We start from the raw sequence: 15509 nt of genomic DNA on the forward strand, positions 1-15509 counted from the left end.
CATGATTTGCCCCCGCGCACGGGTCCTGTGCGTGGGGGCAGGGGTCCGTTGCGTGCACCAGGAGAGCGAGACAGTGGAATTGACCGGCGCCGAGATATTCACCCGATGCTTGCAGGAGGAGGGTGTCGACCTGGTATTCGGTTATCCCGGGGGCTCGGTCCTGCATATCTACGACGCCCTGTTCAAGCAGGACCAGGTGGGTCATGTGCTGGTGCGCCACGAGCAGGCGGCGGTACACGCCGCCGAGGGCTATGCCAAGTCCACCAACCGTCCGGGGGTGGTGCTGGTCACCTCCGGCCCCGGCGCCACCAATGCCGTCACCGGCATCGCCAACGCCTACATGGACTCGGTGCCCATGGTGGTGTTCAGCGGTCAGGTGCCCACCAGCCTCATCGGCAACGATGCCTTCCAGGAGGTGGACACCGTGGGCATCACCCGCCCCTGCGTGAAGCACAACTTCCTGGTGAAGGACGTGAAGGACCTGGCCGTCACCATCAAAAAGGCCTTCTACCTGGCCACCACCGGCCGGCCGGGCCCGGTGGTGGTGGATATCCCCAAGGACATCACCGCCGACCGCTGCGAGTTCCACTACCCCAAGTCCATCCGCATGCGCTCCTACAACCCCACGGTGAAGGGGCATCCGGGGCAGATCCGGCGGGCGGTGGACCTGCTCCTGCAGGCGCGCCAGCCGGTGATCTACAGCGGCGGGGGGGTGATCCTGGGAGGGGGCTCGAAGCTGCTCACCGAGTTCACCCGCCTGCTGGACTTCCCCATCACCAACACCCTCATGGGGCTCGGGGCCTACCCGGCCTCGGACCGCCAGTTCCTGGGCATGCTGGGGATGCACGGCACCTACGAGGCCAATATGGCCATGCACCATGCCGACGTGCTCGTCGCCATCGGCGCCCGCTTCGATGACCGGGTCACCGGCAACGTGGCCAAGTTCTGTCCCAACGCCCGCATCATCCATGTGGACGTGGATCCGGCCTCCATCTCCAAGAACGTGAAGGTGGACGTGCCCATCGTCGGTCAGGTGGAGCCGGTGCTGCGTGCCATGCTCAAGGAGATCCGCGCCCGGGACCGGCGGCCGGATGCCGACGCCCTGGAGAAATGGTGGAAGCAGATCGACGAATGGCGGGCCATGGACTGCCTCAAATACGACCGGGCGAGCGAACGCATCAAACCCCAGGCGGTCATCGAGACCCTGCACCGCCTCACCAATGGCGATGCCTTCATCACCTCGGATGTGGGTCAGCACCAGATGTGGGCCGCCCAGTTCTACGGCTTCGACAAGCCCAACCGCTGGATCAATTCCGGGGGGCTTGGCACCATGGGCTTCGGCTTGCCGGCCGCCATCGGCGCGCAGCTGGCCCATCCCGGCGAGACGGTCGCCTGCATCACCGGCGAATCCAGCATCCAGATGTGCATCCAGGAACTCTCTACGGCCCTGCAGTACCGCCTGCCCATCAAGGTCCTGACCCTGAACAACAGCTACATGGGCATGGTGCGCCAATGGCAGGAGTTCTTCTATCAGGGCCGCTACGCCATGTCCTACATGGAGGCCCTGCCGGATTTCGTGCAGTTGGCCGAGGCCTACGGTCACGTGGGCATGCGCATCGAGCGCCCCGCGGACGTGGAGGGGGCCCTGCGGGAGGCCCTGGACATGAAGGACCGCCTGGTCTTCATGGACTTCATCACCGACGCGGACGAGAACGTCTATCCCATGGTCCCGGCGGGTGCGGGGCAGAACGAAATGATCCTCCTGTGAGCCCATGCGACACATCATCTCGATACTGATGGAAAACGAGTCCGGGGCCCTGTCCCGGGTGGCGGGGCTGTTCTCGGCACGGGGCTACAACATCGAGTCCCTCACCGTGGCCCCCACGGAGGACCCCACCCTGTCGCGGCTCACCCTGGTGACCCGCGGCTCCGAGGAGGTGGTGGAGCAGATCACCAAGCAGCTGAACAAGCTGGTGGACGTGGTCAAGCTCCTGGACCTGACCGAGCATCGCCACATCGAGCGGGAGATCGCCATGATGAAGGTGAAGGTCGCCGGCGGCGAGGACCGGGCGGAGGTGATGCGCATGGCGGAGATCTTCCGCGGCCGCATCATCGACGTCAGCGGCGACACCTACGTGGTGGAGCTCACCGGCGACAGCGCCAAGCTGGATGCCTTCATCGAGGCCATGCGCCCCTTCGACGTGGTGGAGGTGGTGCGTTCCGGTGTCATGGGCATCGCCCGCGGCGACGTGGCCCTCAGGCTGTAGGATCCGATACGGAAGCGGGGATGCCGCGTGCCCCCGCTTCCTCCTGGCTTTTCTTTTCAATCCATCCGGGGATTTCACCAATGCAGGTCTACTACGACAAAGACGCCGATCTTTCCATCATCCAGGGGATGAAGGTGGCCATCATCGGCTACGGCTCCCAGGGCCATGCCCACGCCAACAACCTCAAGGACTCCGGTGTGGACGTGACCGTGGGGCTGCGGCCCGGCTCCGCCTCCGCCAAGAAGGCCGAGAACGCCGGGCTGAACGTCAAGAACATCGAGGTGGCGGTGAAGGGGGCCGATCTGGTGATGGTCCTGGCCCCGGACGAGCACCAGGCCCGCCTCTACGCGGAACAGATCGAACCCAACCTCAAGGAGGGCGGCGCCCTGGCCTTCGCCCACGGCTTCAACATCCACTTCGGCCAGATTCAGCCCCGGGCCGACCTGGACGTGATCATGGTGGCCCCCAAGGGCCCCGGCCATCTGGTGCGCTCCACCTATACCCAGGGGGGCGGGGTCCCCAGCCTCATCGCCGTGCACCAGGACGCCTCCGGCCGCGCCCGGGAGGTGGCCCTGTCCTATGCCTCCGCCAACGGCGGCGGCCGTGCCGGGGTCATCGAGACCACCTTCAAGGACGAGACCGAGACCGACCTGTTCGGCGAACAGGCCGTGCTCTGCGGCGGCACCTCCGCCCTGGTGCAGGCCGGCTTCGAGACCCTGGTGGAGGCGGGCTATCCGCCGGAGATGGCCTACTTCGAGTGCCTGCATGAGCTCAAGCTCATTGTGGATCTGATGTACGAGGGGGGCGTGGCCAACATGCGCTACTCCATCTCCAATACGGCCGAGTACGGCGATGTCACCCGCGGCCCGCGGGTGGTGACCGAGCAGACCAAGGAGGAGATGCGCCGCATCCTCAAGGAGATCCAGAACGGCGAGTTCGCCCGCGAGTTCATCCTGGAGAACACCGCCGGCGCCCCGCGCCTGAAGGCCAGCCGCCGCCTGGCGGAGGCCCATGAACTGGAGCAGGTGGGGCAGCGCCTGCGGGACATGATGCCCTGGATCAAGGCCAACAAGATCGTCGACAAGTCCAGGAACTGAGGCCGCAGCCCCGTACGGGGCCTGGGTCTTCAGGCAGGCATGCGGGGGAGGGACCGGGGACGGGCCCTCCCCCGGTTGGTTTCCACCGGCCGGATCGTGGAGAATAGGCGGCCTTGAACACGCGGATCCTCCATGCTGCCCATCGCCCCAGAAGGACGTCCCTACCTCGCCGCCCTGGCCGTGCTGGTGGCCGTTGCCCACCTGATACTGGGTCCCTGGGCCCTGCCCAGCTGGCTCCTGCTGCTGGGGGGTGGGTTCCTCTTCCGCAGCCTTCCCCGGGAGATCCCGCCCCGACCCTTAGGGGTGGTCAGTCCCGTGGATGCCGTGGTGGAGCGGGTGGGGGAGTGCCGCGATCCGTTCCTGGACCGGGATGCCCTGTGCATCACCCTGCGCCAGGGGCGTGGCGGCGAGTTCAATCTGCACAGCCCGGTGGAGGGCAGGGTGCAGCGCTATTGGCGGCCGGCAGCACACCATCGCATGGAGAAGGGCAGCCGCTTCGGGCTCTGGCTCACCACGGACGAGCAGGATGACGTGGTGCTGACGGTGAATTGTCGCGACTGGCCCCATCTCATGCGCTGCCCGGTGACCACCGGTGACCGTCTGGGGCAGGGCCGCCGCTGCGGTTTTCTCGGTTTCGGCCGGGTGGTGGAACTCTATCTGCCCGCCTCGGCCCGGGCCGAGGTGGCCCCGGGGAGCCGGGTCCTGGCCGGCAGCGGGGTGCTCGCCACCCTGGTGCACAAACAGCCCGGAGGTCCGGTGTGAACGGGTTCCCCCGTCGATCCTCCGTCTCCCGCGGCATCTACCTGCTGCCGAACCTGTTCACCACGGCGGCCCTGTTCGCCGGCTGCTATGCCATCCTGGCCGCCATGGATGCCGACTTCACCCGGGCCGCGGTCGCCGTCTTCGTGGCCATGGTCCTGGATGGGATGGACGGGCGCATCGCGCGGCTCACCCATACCCAGACCCGCTTCGGCGCCGAGTACGATTCCATGGCCGACATGGTCTCCTTCGGCGTGGCCCCGGCCCTGGTGCTCTATCTCTGGGCCTTGAACGGTCTGGGTCAACTGGGCTGGGTGGCCACCTTCTTCTATATCGCCGCCACGGCCCTGCGCCTGGCCCGCTTCAATATCAAGGCGGGGGTCTCGGACAAGCGTTTCTTCCAGGGGCTGCCCAGCCCCTCCGCCGCGGCCGTGCTCATGGGTATGGTCTGGGTCTGGAGCGATCTGGGCGTGTCCGGCAAAGTCCTGGCAATCCCGGCCTTCGTGCTGGCGGTGCTGGCGGGCCTGGCCATGGTGAGCAACGTCACCTACTTCAGTTTCAAGGATGTGGATTTCCGCAACCGGGTGCCCTTCTTCGCCCTTCTGGCCATGGTGTTCGCCGTCATGCTCACGGCCCTGGACCCGGCCAAGGTGCTGTGGACGGGGTTTTTGCTCTACGCCCTGTCCGGTCCGGGGTGGGTGTTGCACCGCTGGCGCCGCAAGCGCCTGCTGCGGGCGGAGCGGGCCTGCCGGGAACGGGCCGCCGCACGCATTGACGCCGCGGAGAATCGCGACTAAGATAGCCAACTTCCGCATCGCCCCGGCTGCACGCGATGCTCGGGAGACTCCGGGGTATAGCGCAGTCTGGTAGCGCGCCTGCTTTGGGAGCAGGATGTCGGGGGTTCGAATCCCTCTACCCCGACCATCAGCCCGCAAGCGGTGTGAAGGCTCCGCGCCCGTAGCTCAACTGGATAGAGCATCGGCCTTCTAAGCCGAGGGTTGCAGGTTCGAGTCCTGCCGGGCGCGCCATACACGGGGCGGCGGAAGCGAAGACAGCAAGGCGATGGTGGCCGTAGCTCAGATGGTAGAGTCCCGGATTGTGATTCCGGTTGTCGCGGGTTCGAATCCCGTCGGCCACCCCAGTTCCTGAACCCCTTTGGGGTTTTGCAGTTTCAGGGCCGTTAGCTCAATTGGTAGAGCAGTGGACTCTTAATCCATTGGTTGAAGGTTCGAGTCCTTCACGGCCCACCAACTTCCCGCCCCGGGCACCGGCCAGGTCCGTTGCCCGGGGCCACTGCCAGGGCCCGGCCAACGCCGGGCCCTTTTTGCATCCATCCCCCGGACCCGCGGCGGGTTATGAAGCCGCCGGTCTCCTTGTATAATTGATGTCACACGATTGGAGCGGATCGTCCTGTGCGAAAGTGGCGGAACTGGTAGACGCGCTGGATTTAGGTTCCAGTGGGGTAACCCGTGAGAGTTCGAGTCTCTCCTTTCGCACCATCGAACATCCATCGGCCGCCGCGTCCGCATGACACCCCCGTGCGGCTTGGTCGGCTGCCGCGGTCCCACCCCCAAGGATTCAAGAGAAGCAGAGGCGAAGAGGTTTGCAATCCATGCAAGTATCAGTGGAGTCCCTGAGCAGTCTGGAGCGCCGGATGACGGTGCAGGTCCCCGCCGAGCGCGTCCAGGACGAAGTGGATCGGCGCCTCCAGTCGCTGACCAAGCGGGTGCGGATCGACGGTTTCCGTCCCGGCAAGGTGCCCTTCAAGGTGGTGAAGAAGCGCTACGGCGACGGGGTCTACCAGGAGGTGGTGAGCGAACTGCTGCAGACCTCCTACCATGAGGCCCTGACCCAGGAGAAGATCGTCCCCGCCGGGGCGCCGGAGATCGAGCCCCGTTCCATGGAGGCCGGCCAGGCCCTGGAATACGTGGCCACCTTCGAGGTCTTCCCCGAGGTGGAGCCGGCCGACATGAACGGCGTGGCCATCCAGCGGCCGCAGGTGGAGGTGAGCGACGCCGATGTGGATCGGGTGATCGAATCCCTGCGCCGTCAGCGCCGGGAATGGGATGACGTGGAGCGCCCTGCCGCCGACGGCGACCAGGTGGTCCTCGACTTCGAGGGCACCATCGACGGCGAGCCCTTCGACGGCAACAAGGGCGAGGACATGGCCATCGAGCTGGGGGCCGGGCGCATGATCCCGGGCTTCGAGGAACAGCTCACGGGCGTGCAGCCGGGTGAGGAGAAATCCATCCAGGTGACCTTCCCGGAGGACTACCCGGCCGGGAACCTGGCGGGCCGCGAGGCGGTCTTCTCCATCCGGGTCAAGCACGTGCGTGAGGGGCGCCTGCCCGAGGTGGACGAGGACTTCGCCCGTGCCTTTGGCATCGAAGAGGGCGGGGTGGAGAAGCTGCGCCAGGAGGTGCGCGGCAACATGGAGCGGGAGATGACCCAGGCGGTGAAGGCCCGTGTCAAGGACCAGGTGATGGACGCCCTCCTGGAGCGCAACCCCATCGAGGTGCCCGAGTCCCTGGTGAAGGAGGAGATCAACCGCCTGAAGGAGCAGGCCCGGGGCCGTTACGGCGCCCCCCAGGAAGGGGAGGACGCCGACGAGGGCTACCGCGACGAGGCCCGGCGCCGGGTGATCCTGGGGCTGGTGATCCGCGAGATCGTGCGCCGCCAGGAGATCCAGGTGGAGCCGGAACGGGTGCAGGCGGAACTGGAATCCATGGCCTCCAGCTATCAGGATCCCCAACAGGTGATCAGCTACTACCGCAGCAACAAGCAGGCCATGGAGACCCTGGAGGCCATGGTCCTGGAGCAGCAGGTGGTGGACTGGGTCCTGGAGCAATGCCAGGTGAACGATGAACCCACGAGCTTCGATGCCCTCATGAACCCGTCCCCGGAGAATGAATCGTCATGAACCAAGGCAGACTGATCAGCGGCGGCGCCCAGGACACCCAGGCCCTGAACCTGGTGCCCATGGTGGTGGAGCAGACGGCCCGCGGCGAGCGGGCCTACGACATCTACTCGCGCCTGCTCAAGGAGCGCGTGATCTTCGCCGTGGGTCCCGTGGAGGACTACATGGCCAACGTGATCGTGGCCCAGATGCTGTTCCTGGAGTCGGAGAATCCGGATAAGGACATCAGCCTGTACATCAACTCCCCCGGCGGCGTGGTGACGGCAGGCCTGGCCATCTACGACACCATGCAGTTCATCAAGCCGGACGTGAGCACCCTGTGCATCGGCCAGGCGGCCAGCATGGGGGCCGTGCTCCTGGCCGGCGGGGCCGCGGGCAAGCGCTACTGCCTGCCCCATTCCCGGGTCATGATCCACCAGCCCCTGGGGGGGTTCCAGGGCCAGGCCACGGACATCGACATCCACGCCCGGGAGATCCTCAAGGTCCGGGACCAGCTGAATGACATCCTCTCCCGGCACACCGGCCAGCCGGTGGAACGCATCGCCGAGGACACGGATCGGGACCGTTTCCTGGGGGCCTTCGAGAGCCGTGACTACGGCATCGTGGACAGCGTCCTGGAGACCCGCGCCCCGGCCGAGGGCAAGTGAGGGCAGGGCCCCGACGGCTTCTTGCATCCGTGCCCCAAAAGGGGCAAGGTGTCATCGAACGGTATTACACGAGGTCGGCTGATGAGCGACAAGAAAGGTAAGGAGCCCGACAGCGGCAAGCTGCTCTACTGCTCGTTCTGCGGCAAGAGTCAGCACGAGGTGCGCAAGCTGATCGCGGGCCCGTCGGTGTTCATCTGCGACGAGTGCGTGGAGCTGTGCAATGACATCATCCGCGAGGAGATGCAGGAGCAGGCCGCGGCCAGCGGCAGCAAATTGCCGACCCCCCATGAGATCCGCCAGATCCTGGACGAATACGTCATCGGCCAGGAACGGGCCAAGAAGATCCTCTCGGTGGCCGTGTATAACCATTACAAACGGCTGGAGGCGCGCCAGGGCCGGGATGATGTGGAACTGGCCAAGAGCAATATCCTCCTGATCGGGCCCACCGGTTCGGGTAAGACCCTGCTGGCGGAGACCCTGGCCCGGCTGCTGAATGTGCCCTTCACCATCGCCGATGCCACCACCCTCACCGAGGCGGGGTATGTGGGCGAGGACGTGGAGAACATCATCCAGAAGCTGCTGCAAAAGTGCGACTACGACGTGGAGAAGGCCCAGACGGGCATCGTCTACATCGACGAGATCGACAAGATCTCCCGCAAGTCGGACAACCCTTCCATCACCCGGGACGTCTCCGGTGAGGGGGTGCAGCAGGCCCTGCTCAAGCTCATCGAGGGCACGGTGGCCTCGGTACCCCCCCAAGGGGGGCGCAAGCATCCCCAGCAGGAATTCCTGCAGGTGGACACCAAGAACATCCTGTTCATCGTGGGCGGGGCCTTCGCCGGGCTGGAGAAGGTGATCCGCGACCGCACGGAGAAGGGGGGCATCGGCTTCTCGGCCGAGATCAAGGCCAAGGACGAATCCCGCTCCGATTCCCAGGTCCTGTTCAGCGTCGAACCGGAGGACCTGATCAAGTTCGGTCTCATCCCCGAGTTTGTCGGTCGTCTGCCCTTGGTGGCCACCCTGGAGGAACTGGACGAGGACGCCCTGATCCGCATCCTCACCGAACCCAAGAACGCCCTGATCAAGCAATATCACCGGCTGTTCGACATGGAGGGGGTGGAGATCGAGTTCCGCGAGGACGCCCTGCGGGCCGTGGCCCGTCGCGCCATGGAGCGCAAGACCGGGGCCCGGGGGCTGCGTACCATCCTGGAACAGGTTCTCCTGGACAGCATGTACGACATCCCCTCCACCGAGGGGGTCTCCAAGGTGGTGATCGACGACGCGGTCATCCTCGGGGATGCCAAACCCTACCTGATCTACGAGAACTCCGACTATCAGAAGGCCGCCTCGGACGACTGAATCATACCCCCGGGGCGGATGGCCGCCCCGGGCCCCCGTTCCTGGGGGCCCCTTCCCCCGTGTTTCCCTCCGCATTCCCGGGCCACCGGCCCCCCGGAGCGCCTTTTTGCGTCCCGGGTCCTTGATTTCGCCCATGACATACCCATGAATGTAGATATTGGCGCGTGCCAATCCCGGAACCGGGGGTCCCTCGGGGGATCCGTCACCGAATCGACATGAGATCAAGCACCATGGATAACGAACCCAAGACCCAGGCAGTGATCGACGAGCCCCTGCAGACGGTGCCCGTGCTGCCCCTGCGCGATGTGGTGGTCTACCCGCACATGGTGATCCCGCTGTTCGTCGGCCGGGAGAAATCCATCCGCGCCCTGGATACGGCCATGGCCGCCAACAAGCAGATCCTGCTGGTGGCCCAGAAGAGCGCCGAGGTGGACGAACCCTCCGCCCAGGAGATCCACCGCGTGGGGACCCTGTCCACCATCCTGCAACTGCTCAAGCTCCCCGACGGCACCATCAAGGTCCTGGTGGAGGGGGCGGAGCGCGCCCGGGTGGTGGAACTCAGCGACACCGAATCCCATTTCTCCGCCGAGATCAGCCCCATCCGGCCGCAGACCAGTGTGGATGAACGGGAGATGGAGGTCCTCACCCGTTCCGTGCTCAACCTCTTCGACCAGTACGTGAAGCTGAACAAGAAGATCCCGCCGGAGATCCTCACCTCCCTGGCGGGCATCGATGATCCCGCCCGCCTGGCGGACACCATTGCCGCCCACATGTCCCTGAAGATCGAGGAAAAGCAGAAGATCCTCGAGATCGAGGACGTACGCGCGCGTCTGGAGCACCTGATGTCCCTCATCGAGGGGGAGATCGACATCCTGCAGATCGAGAAGCGCATCCGCGGCCGCGTCAAGCAGCAGATGGAGAAGAGCCAGCGGGAGTACTACCTCAATGAGCAGATGAAGGCCATCCAGAAGGAGCTGGGGGACCTGGAGGACGTCCCCAACGAGTTCGAGGAGCTGCAGCAGCGCATCGACAAGGCGGGCATGCCCAAGGAGGCGCAGCAGAAGGCCCAGGCGGAGCTGAACAAGCTGAAGATGATGTCCCCCATGTCCGCCGAGGCCACGGTGGTGCGCAACTACGTGGAATGGCTCACCAGCGTGCCCTGGAAGAAGCGCTCCAAGGTGCGCAACGACATCGCCGGGGCCCAGCGGGTCCTGGACGAGGACCACTACGGTCTGGAGAAGGTGAAGGAGCGCATCCTGGAATACCTGGCCGTGCAGCAACGGGTGCGCAAGCTCAAGGGGCCTATCCTCTGCCTGGTGGGCCCCCCGGGGGTGGGCAAGACCTCCCTGGGCCGCTCCATCGCCCGGGCCACCAACCGCAAGTTCACCCGCATGTCCCTGGGCGGGGTGCGGGACGAGGCGGAGATCCGCGGCCACCGGCGCACCTACATCGGTGCCCTGCCGGGCAAGATCGTGCAGAACCTGTCCAAGGTGGGCACGCGCAATCCGCTGTTTTTGCTGGATGAGATCGACAAGATGGCCATGGATTTCCGGGGGGATCCGGCCTCGGCCCTGCTGGAAGTGCTGGACCCGGAGCAGAACAGCACCTTCGTGGACCACTACCTGGAGGTGGAATTCGACCTCTCGGACACCATGTTCGTGGCCACCGCCAACAGCCTGAACATCCCCGGACCGCTGCTGGACCGCATGGAGGTGATCCGCATCCCGGGCTATACCGAGGACGAGAAGACCAGCATCGCCCAGAGCTATCTCCTGCCCAAACAGGTAAAGAACAACGGCCTCAAGGAGGGCGAGCTGGTGGTCAGCGAGGCGGCCATCCGGGACATCATCCGCTATTACACCCGGGAGTCCGGGGTGCGCAACCTGGAACGGGAGATCTCCCAGATCTGCCGCAAGGTGGTGAAGAACCACCTGCTCAAGGACTCGGACCGCAAGACCCTGGTCACCCCGAAGAACCTGGACAAGTATCTGGGGGTGCGCCGCTACCGCTACGGTGTGGCCGAGGAACGGGATCAGGTGGGGCAGGTCACCGGCCTGGCCTGGACCGAGGTGGGGGGCGAACTGCTCACCATCGAGGCCGCGGTTGTCCCCGGCAAGGGCAAGTGCATCCAGACCGGCAAGCTGGGGGATGTGATGCAGGAGTCCATCCAGGCCGCCATGACCGTGGTGCGCAGCCGCAGCCAGGTCCTGGGGATCAACGAGGACTTCCACGAGAAGAAGGATATCCACATCCACGTACCGGAAGGGGCCACCCCCAAGGACGGTCCCAGCGCCGGCATCGGCATGTGCACCGCTATCGTCTCGGCCCTCACCGGCATCCCGGTGCGTTCCGATGTGGCCATGACCGGGGAGATCACCCTGCGGGGTGAGGTCCTGCCCATCGGCGGGCTCAAGGAGAAGCTCCTGGCGGCCCACCGGGGCGGGATCACCACGGTCCTCATCCCCGAGGAGAACGAGAAGGACCTGGTGGAGATCCCCAAGAACATCAAGAGCCGGCTGGATATCCGCAGTGTGCGCTGGATCGATGAGGTGCTGGCCATCGCCCTGAAGGAGCGACCCAAGGGCGTGGTGGAGAGCCCCGAGGGGGACAAGCCCGATCTCCCCCCCAAGGCGGGCCGCAAGGGGTCCCAGAAGCGGGTGCCGCACCACTGAAATCCCCGCAAGGGGCCATCACCGGGGCCCGTGGGCCCCGGTGTGTATGCTGCGCCGCTCACATCGGCCGGGTTTCCGGTCGTCGTGAACGGGCCCCCGGGCCGCGCCGGGCCTTGTTGACAGCCTTGAAATCGCCTTGGTATAACGTTCGCGTTTCTTGCCCAGGCGTACAGCCAACACCCTGAATACCGTGTGCACGTCGCCGGATCCTGTCCGGCGCACCGGTTGATTTTATCCGTCGTAAGCCGACACGACTGCGACGTGCCTCCGTACATGCCTAACCAAAGGTGCTCCTGAATGAATAAATCCGAACTCATCGACGCCGTGGCCAGCTCCGCCGATCTGCCCAAGGCCGCGGCCGCCCGGGCCGTGGATTCCCTCATCGATGTCATTTCTGATACACTGCGCCAAGGCGATCAGGTGACCATCGTCGGTTTCGGCACCTTCCTGGTTCGGCAGCGGGATGCCCGCAGTGGCCGCAATCCGCGCACCGGCGACACCATCGAGATCCCGGCATCGAAAGTTCCCAGTTTCAAGGCTGGTAAAGCGCTGAAAGATGCTGTAAACTAATGGCCTTTCGTTGGGGTGCTTAGCTCAGTTGGTAGAGCGTCGCCCTTACAAGGCGAATGTCGGGGGTTCGAACCCCTCAGCACCCACCAAGGTGCAGTACAAATCTGGAGCGGTAGTTCAGTTGGTTAGAATACCGGCCTGTCACGCCGGGGGTCGCGGGTTCGAGTCCCGTCCGCTCCGCCATCTTTGAGAAGGCCCGTCTCTGATGATTCAGGGGCGGGCCTTTTTCATTCCTGCCCCCCCCCCTCACCCCTTGGGGTGCATCCGGCCCCCGCGAATCCAGCGCCGGTTTTGGGTATCATGGTCGGCCTCACCCGCAGCCGATGAATCCGATTCTCCATGCTTCAGAAGATCCGCGACAAGGCGACCGGCTGGATCGCCTATACGATCATCCTCCTGATCGCCATCCCCTTCGCGCTATGGGGGGTGGACAGCTACTTCGGCGGCAGCGGGCGGCAGGTGGTGGCCGAGGTGAACGGCGAGCCCGTGACCCAGCAGGCCCTGCAGAGAGAGGTACGCCAGCAGCGGGACCGCCTGGCCCAACTCTTTGGTGGCCGCCTGCCCGAAGGGGTGCTGGATGAGGGCGCCCTTCGGGATCAGGCCCTGCAGACCCTGATCCGTCGGGAACTCCTGCGCCAGACGGCGCGCGAACGCGGCTATCGGGCCAGCGCCCAGGCCGTGGCCCGGGAGCTGGCCCGCATCCCCGTGTTCCAGCAGGACGGCACCTTCGATGCAGAGCGCTACGCCCGTATCCTGGAGGCCCAGCGCCTGACCCCGCAGGCCTTCGAGGCGGATCTGGCCCGGGGACTGGTGCTGGAGCAGCTGGAGTCGGGGGTGCGCGGGACCACGCCGGTCACCGCCCCTCGGGTGCACCACTACCTGGATCTGGCCCTGCAGGTGCGGGAGGTGGACCATCTGCATCTACCTGCTTCGGCCTGGGCCCCGCCCAAGGAGGAGATCGGGGAAGAGGCAGTTCAGGCCTACTATAACGAGCATCAGGACCGCTTCCGGGCCCCCGAACGGGTGCGCCTGGACTATGTCCTGCTGGATCCGGCGGCCCTGGAGGAGGACCTTTCGATCTCCGAGGCGGAGCTGCGCCGGCAGTACGAGATGCAGCGGGATCGTTTCACCACCCCCGAGGAACGCCGGGCCGCCCAGATCCTCATCCGCGTGCCGGAGGGGGCCGGGGAGGATGCCGTGCAGGCGGCCCGCGAAGCGGCCCGGGGGGCGCGTGACCGCGTCCTGAACGGGGAATCCTTCGACAAGGTGGCCCGGGAGGTCTCCGATGACCGCCTCACCGCCGGCCAGGGGGGCGATCTGGGCTGGCTGCAGCGGGGGGATCTGGGCAATGCCCTGGACGGGGTGCTGTTCACCATGGCCCCCGGGGAGGTGAGCCATCCCGTGCGCACCGCGGAGGGGTTTCACCTGCTGAAGCTGGAGTCGGTACGCCCGCCAAAGACCGAGCCCTTCGAACAGGTGCGCGAGCGCCTGGAGGCGGACCTGCGGGCGCGCAGGGCCGAATCCCGCCTGATGGAGTTGAATGAACGGCTCATGACCCAGGCCTTCGAGCACCCCCGCAGCCTGGAGCCCGCCGCCGCGGCCACGGGACTGGAGATCCAAGGCTCCCAGTGGATCACCCGCGCAAAGGGGGAGGGTATCGGTGCCCTGGAGGCGGTGCGCAAGGCCGCCTTCTCACCCCAGGTGCTGCAGGAGGGCCAGAACAGCGATCTCATCGAACTGCCCGACGGCCGTACCATGGTCCTGCGGGTGGCCCGCCACGAGCCGTCCCGTCCCCAGCCGTTGGAGGCGGTGGAGGATCGCATCCGTGAGCGTATCCGCACCCAGCGGGCGGCGGAGGGTGCCCAGGCGGCGGGCCGCGATCTCCTGCAAGCGGTCCGCGCGGGGGATTCCCTGGATGAGGCCGTGGCGGACCTGCCGGCGGATGCGGCGGTGGAACGCCTGCAGTTGCGGCGCGACAGTGATGCCGTGCCCGCCCGGGTACGCGAGGCCGCCTTTGCCCTGGACGGGGCAGGGGAGGTCACGGGGGTGCCCCTGGAGGGTGGGGATTATGCCCTGGTGCGGCTGCATGCCGTGAAGACCCCGGAACCGGACGGGGAGCAGCGGACCCGGGCCCGGGAACACCTGCGCAGCCTCTACGGGGCGGCGGAGTTCGAGGCGGTCCTGCGCCACTTGGAGGACCAGGCGGATATCGAGATCCACCGCGACCGCCTCTAAGGGTCCAAGACGGGGCGGAGTACCCCTTGCGCGGGCAGGGGAGGGGGCCGCGGCGCGGCCCCGGGGGTTCAGATTTGCGCGGAGCCCAGGCCTACGGTGCTGTAACCGGAATCCACGTAGGTGATCTCTCCGGTGATGCCCGAGGCCAGGTCGGAGCACAGGAAGGCGGCGGCGTTGCCCACCTGTTCGATGCTGACATTGCGGCGCAGGGGGGCGTTCTGCTCCACGTGATCCAGCATCTTGCGGAAATCCCCGATGCCGGCGGCGGCCAGGGTGCGGATGGGGCCGGCGGAGATGGCGTTGGCCCGGATCCCCTCGGGCCCCAGGCTGTAGGCCAGATAGCGCACGTTGGCCTCCAGGGCCGCCTTGGCCACCCCCATGAGGTTGTAGTTGGGCATGGCGCGCACGGCCCCCAGGTAGGACAGGGTGAGGATGGCCGCGTCCCGGCCCTGCATCATGGGGCGGGCCGCCTTGGCCAGGGCCACCAGGCTGTAGCTGCTCACATCCAGGGCCTTGGCGAAGGCCTCCCGGCTCATCCCCTCCAGGAAGTCCCCCTCCAGGGCTTCCTTGGGGGCGAAGGCCACGGAGTGGACCAGGCCGTCCAGGCCGTCCCAGTGCCCCTGGAGCTGCGTGAAGACGTCGCTGATCTGCTGATCGCTCTCCACATCGCAGGGCAGGACGATCTCGGAACCGAACTCGGCGGCCAGCTTGGTGACCCGCTCCCGGAGGCGTTCGTTCTGGTAGGTGAACGCCAGTTCCGCCCCCTCCCGCGCCATGGCCTTGGCGATGCCGTAGGCGATGGAGCGGTTGCTGGCGAGGCCGACGATCAGCACCCGTTTGCCGGTCATAAAGCCCATGCGGTTTCTCCCGTGTTCTGATGGTTCATGGATGTCGGGACGCTGCCCCGATGAAGCCCCGCATGATACTACGATCCCCCCGCCCTGGGGATCGGGGGACCGGGCCCCTTGCGGGCCGGCGGTGAAACC

At 66.2% G+C, this 15509-nt stretch carries 12 protein-coding genes and 7 tRNA genes; 18 read left to right on the forward strand and 1 reads right to left on the reverse strand.

Going from position 1 to position 15509, the window contains the following annotated elements; genetic code table 11:
• The first annotated feature begins 73 nt into the window (after positions 1-73).
• The 18 genes from BM214_RS03135 (at position 74) to BM214_RS03220 (ending at position 14523) form a co-directional block, all read left to right on the forward strand.
• Positions 74-1768, forward strand: a complete 1695-nt coding sequence (locus tag BM214_RS03135; RefSeq protein WP_244887832.1) for an acetolactate synthase 3 large subunit — start codon at positions 74-76, stop codon at positions 1766-1768.
• 4 nt (positions 1769-1772) lie between these two features.
• Positions 1773-2267, forward strand: a complete 495-nt coding sequence (gene ilvN / locus BM214_RS03140; RefSeq protein ID WP_090483764.1) for an acetolactate synthase small subunit — start codon at positions 1773-1775, stop codon at positions 2265-2267.
• An 80-nt stretch (positions 2268-2347) separates the two neighbouring features.
• Positions 2348-3364 carry a ketol-acid reductoisomerase gene (gene ilvC, locus BM214_RS03145; protein WP_090483765.1) on the forward strand — a complete coding sequence of 339 codons (1017 nt, stop codon included), beginning with the start codon at positions 2348-2350 and terminating at the stop codon, positions 3362-3364.
• A gap of 132 nt (positions 3365-3496) precedes the next feature.
• Positions 3497-4126, forward strand: a complete 630-nt coding sequence (locus BM214_RS03150; RefSeq protein ID WP_090483766.1) for a phosphatidylserine decarboxylase — start codon at positions 3497-3499, stop codon at positions 4124-4126.
• Entirely contained in the window at positions 4123-4920 is a 798-nt protein-coding gene (pssA, locus tag BM214_RS03155) for a CDP-diacylglycerol--serine O-phosphatidyltransferase (protein ID WP_090483767.1), read from the forward strand. Before BM214_RS03150 ends, pssA begins: the two co-directional genes overlap by 4 nt.
• Before the next feature lie 50 nt (positions 4921-4970).
• Positions 4971-5047: transfer RNA gene (locus BM214_RS03160), tRNA-Pro, on the forward strand.
• A 27-nt stretch (positions 5048-5074) separates the two neighbouring features.
• Positions 5075-5151: transfer RNA gene (locus BM214_RS03165), tRNA-Arg, on the forward strand.
• 37 nt (positions 5152-5188) lie between these two features.
• A tRNA-His gene (locus BM214_RS03170) sits at positions 5189-5264 on the forward strand.
• A gap of 33 nt (positions 5265-5297) precedes the next feature.
• A tRNA-Lys gene (locus BM214_RS03175) sits at positions 5298-5373 on the forward strand.
• 164 nt (positions 5374-5537) lie between these two features.
• Positions 5538-5622, forward strand: a tRNA-Leu gene (locus tag BM214_RS03180).
• Positions 5623-5735: 113 nt separating this feature from the next.
• On the forward strand, positions 5736-7043 hold the full coding sequence (gene tig, locus BM214_RS03185; RefSeq protein WP_090483768.1) for a trigger factor: 1308 nt from the start codon (positions 5736-5738) through the stop codon (positions 7041-7043).
• Positions 7040-7687 (forward strand): ATP-dependent Clp endopeptidase proteolytic subunit ClpP, encoded by a 648-nt coding sequence (gene clpP / locus BM214_RS03190; protein WP_090483769.1) that lies wholly within the window; start codon positions 7040-7042, stop codon positions 7685-7687. The genes tig and clpP overlap by 4 nt, the downstream gene beginning before the upstream one ends.
• 81 nt (positions 7688-7768) lie before the next feature.
• Positions 7769-9046, forward strand: coding sequence for an ATP-dependent Clp protease ATP-binding subunit ClpX (gene clpX / locus BM214_RS03195; RefSeq protein WP_090483770.1), 1278 nt, complete (start codon positions 7769-7771; stop codon positions 9044-9046).
• A gap of 230 nt (positions 9047-9276) precedes the next feature.
• Positions 9277-11718 (forward strand): endopeptidase La, encoded by a 2442-nt coding sequence (gene lon / locus BM214_RS03200; RefSeq protein ID WP_090483771.1) that lies wholly within the window; start codon positions 9277-9279, stop codon positions 11716-11718.
• Between the two features lie 297 nt (positions 11719-12015).
• A complete protein-coding gene (locus BM214_RS03205; RefSeq protein WP_090483772.1) occupies positions 12016-12288 on the forward strand; it encodes an HU family DNA-binding protein in 273 nt (90 codons plus the stop codon).
• A 13-nt stretch (positions 12289-12301) separates the two neighbouring features.
• Positions 12302-12377 (forward strand) — tRNA-Val (locus BM214_RS03210).
• A 17-nt stretch (positions 12378-12394) separates the two neighbouring features.
• A tRNA-Asp gene (locus tag BM214_RS03215) sits at positions 12395-12471 on the forward strand.
• Between the two features lie 156 nt (positions 12472-12627).
• On the forward strand, positions 12628-14523 hold the full coding sequence (locus tag BM214_RS03220) for a SurA N-terminal domain-containing protein (protein ID WP_090483773.1): 1896 nt from the start codon (positions 12628-12630) through the stop codon (positions 14521-14523).
• A 68-nt stretch (positions 14524-14591) separates the two neighbouring features.
• Here BM214_RS03220 and BM214_RS03225 read toward each other — a convergent pair whose 3' ends face one another.
• Positions 14592-15380: an enoyl-ACP reductase FabI gene (locus tag BM214_RS03225; protein ID WP_090483774.1), complete on the reverse strand. Its 789-nt coding sequence runs from the start codon at positions 15378-15380 to the stop codon at positions 14592-14594.
• Between the last annotated feature and the right edge of the window lie 129 nt (positions 15381-15509).

Origin of the sequence: Ectothiorhodospira mobilis, from assembly GCF_900114895.1 — a bacterium.
GTDB lineage: Bacteria > Pseudomonadota > Gammaproteobacteria > Ectothiorhodospirales > Ectothiorhodospiraceae > Ectothiorhodospira > Ectothiorhodospira mobilis_A.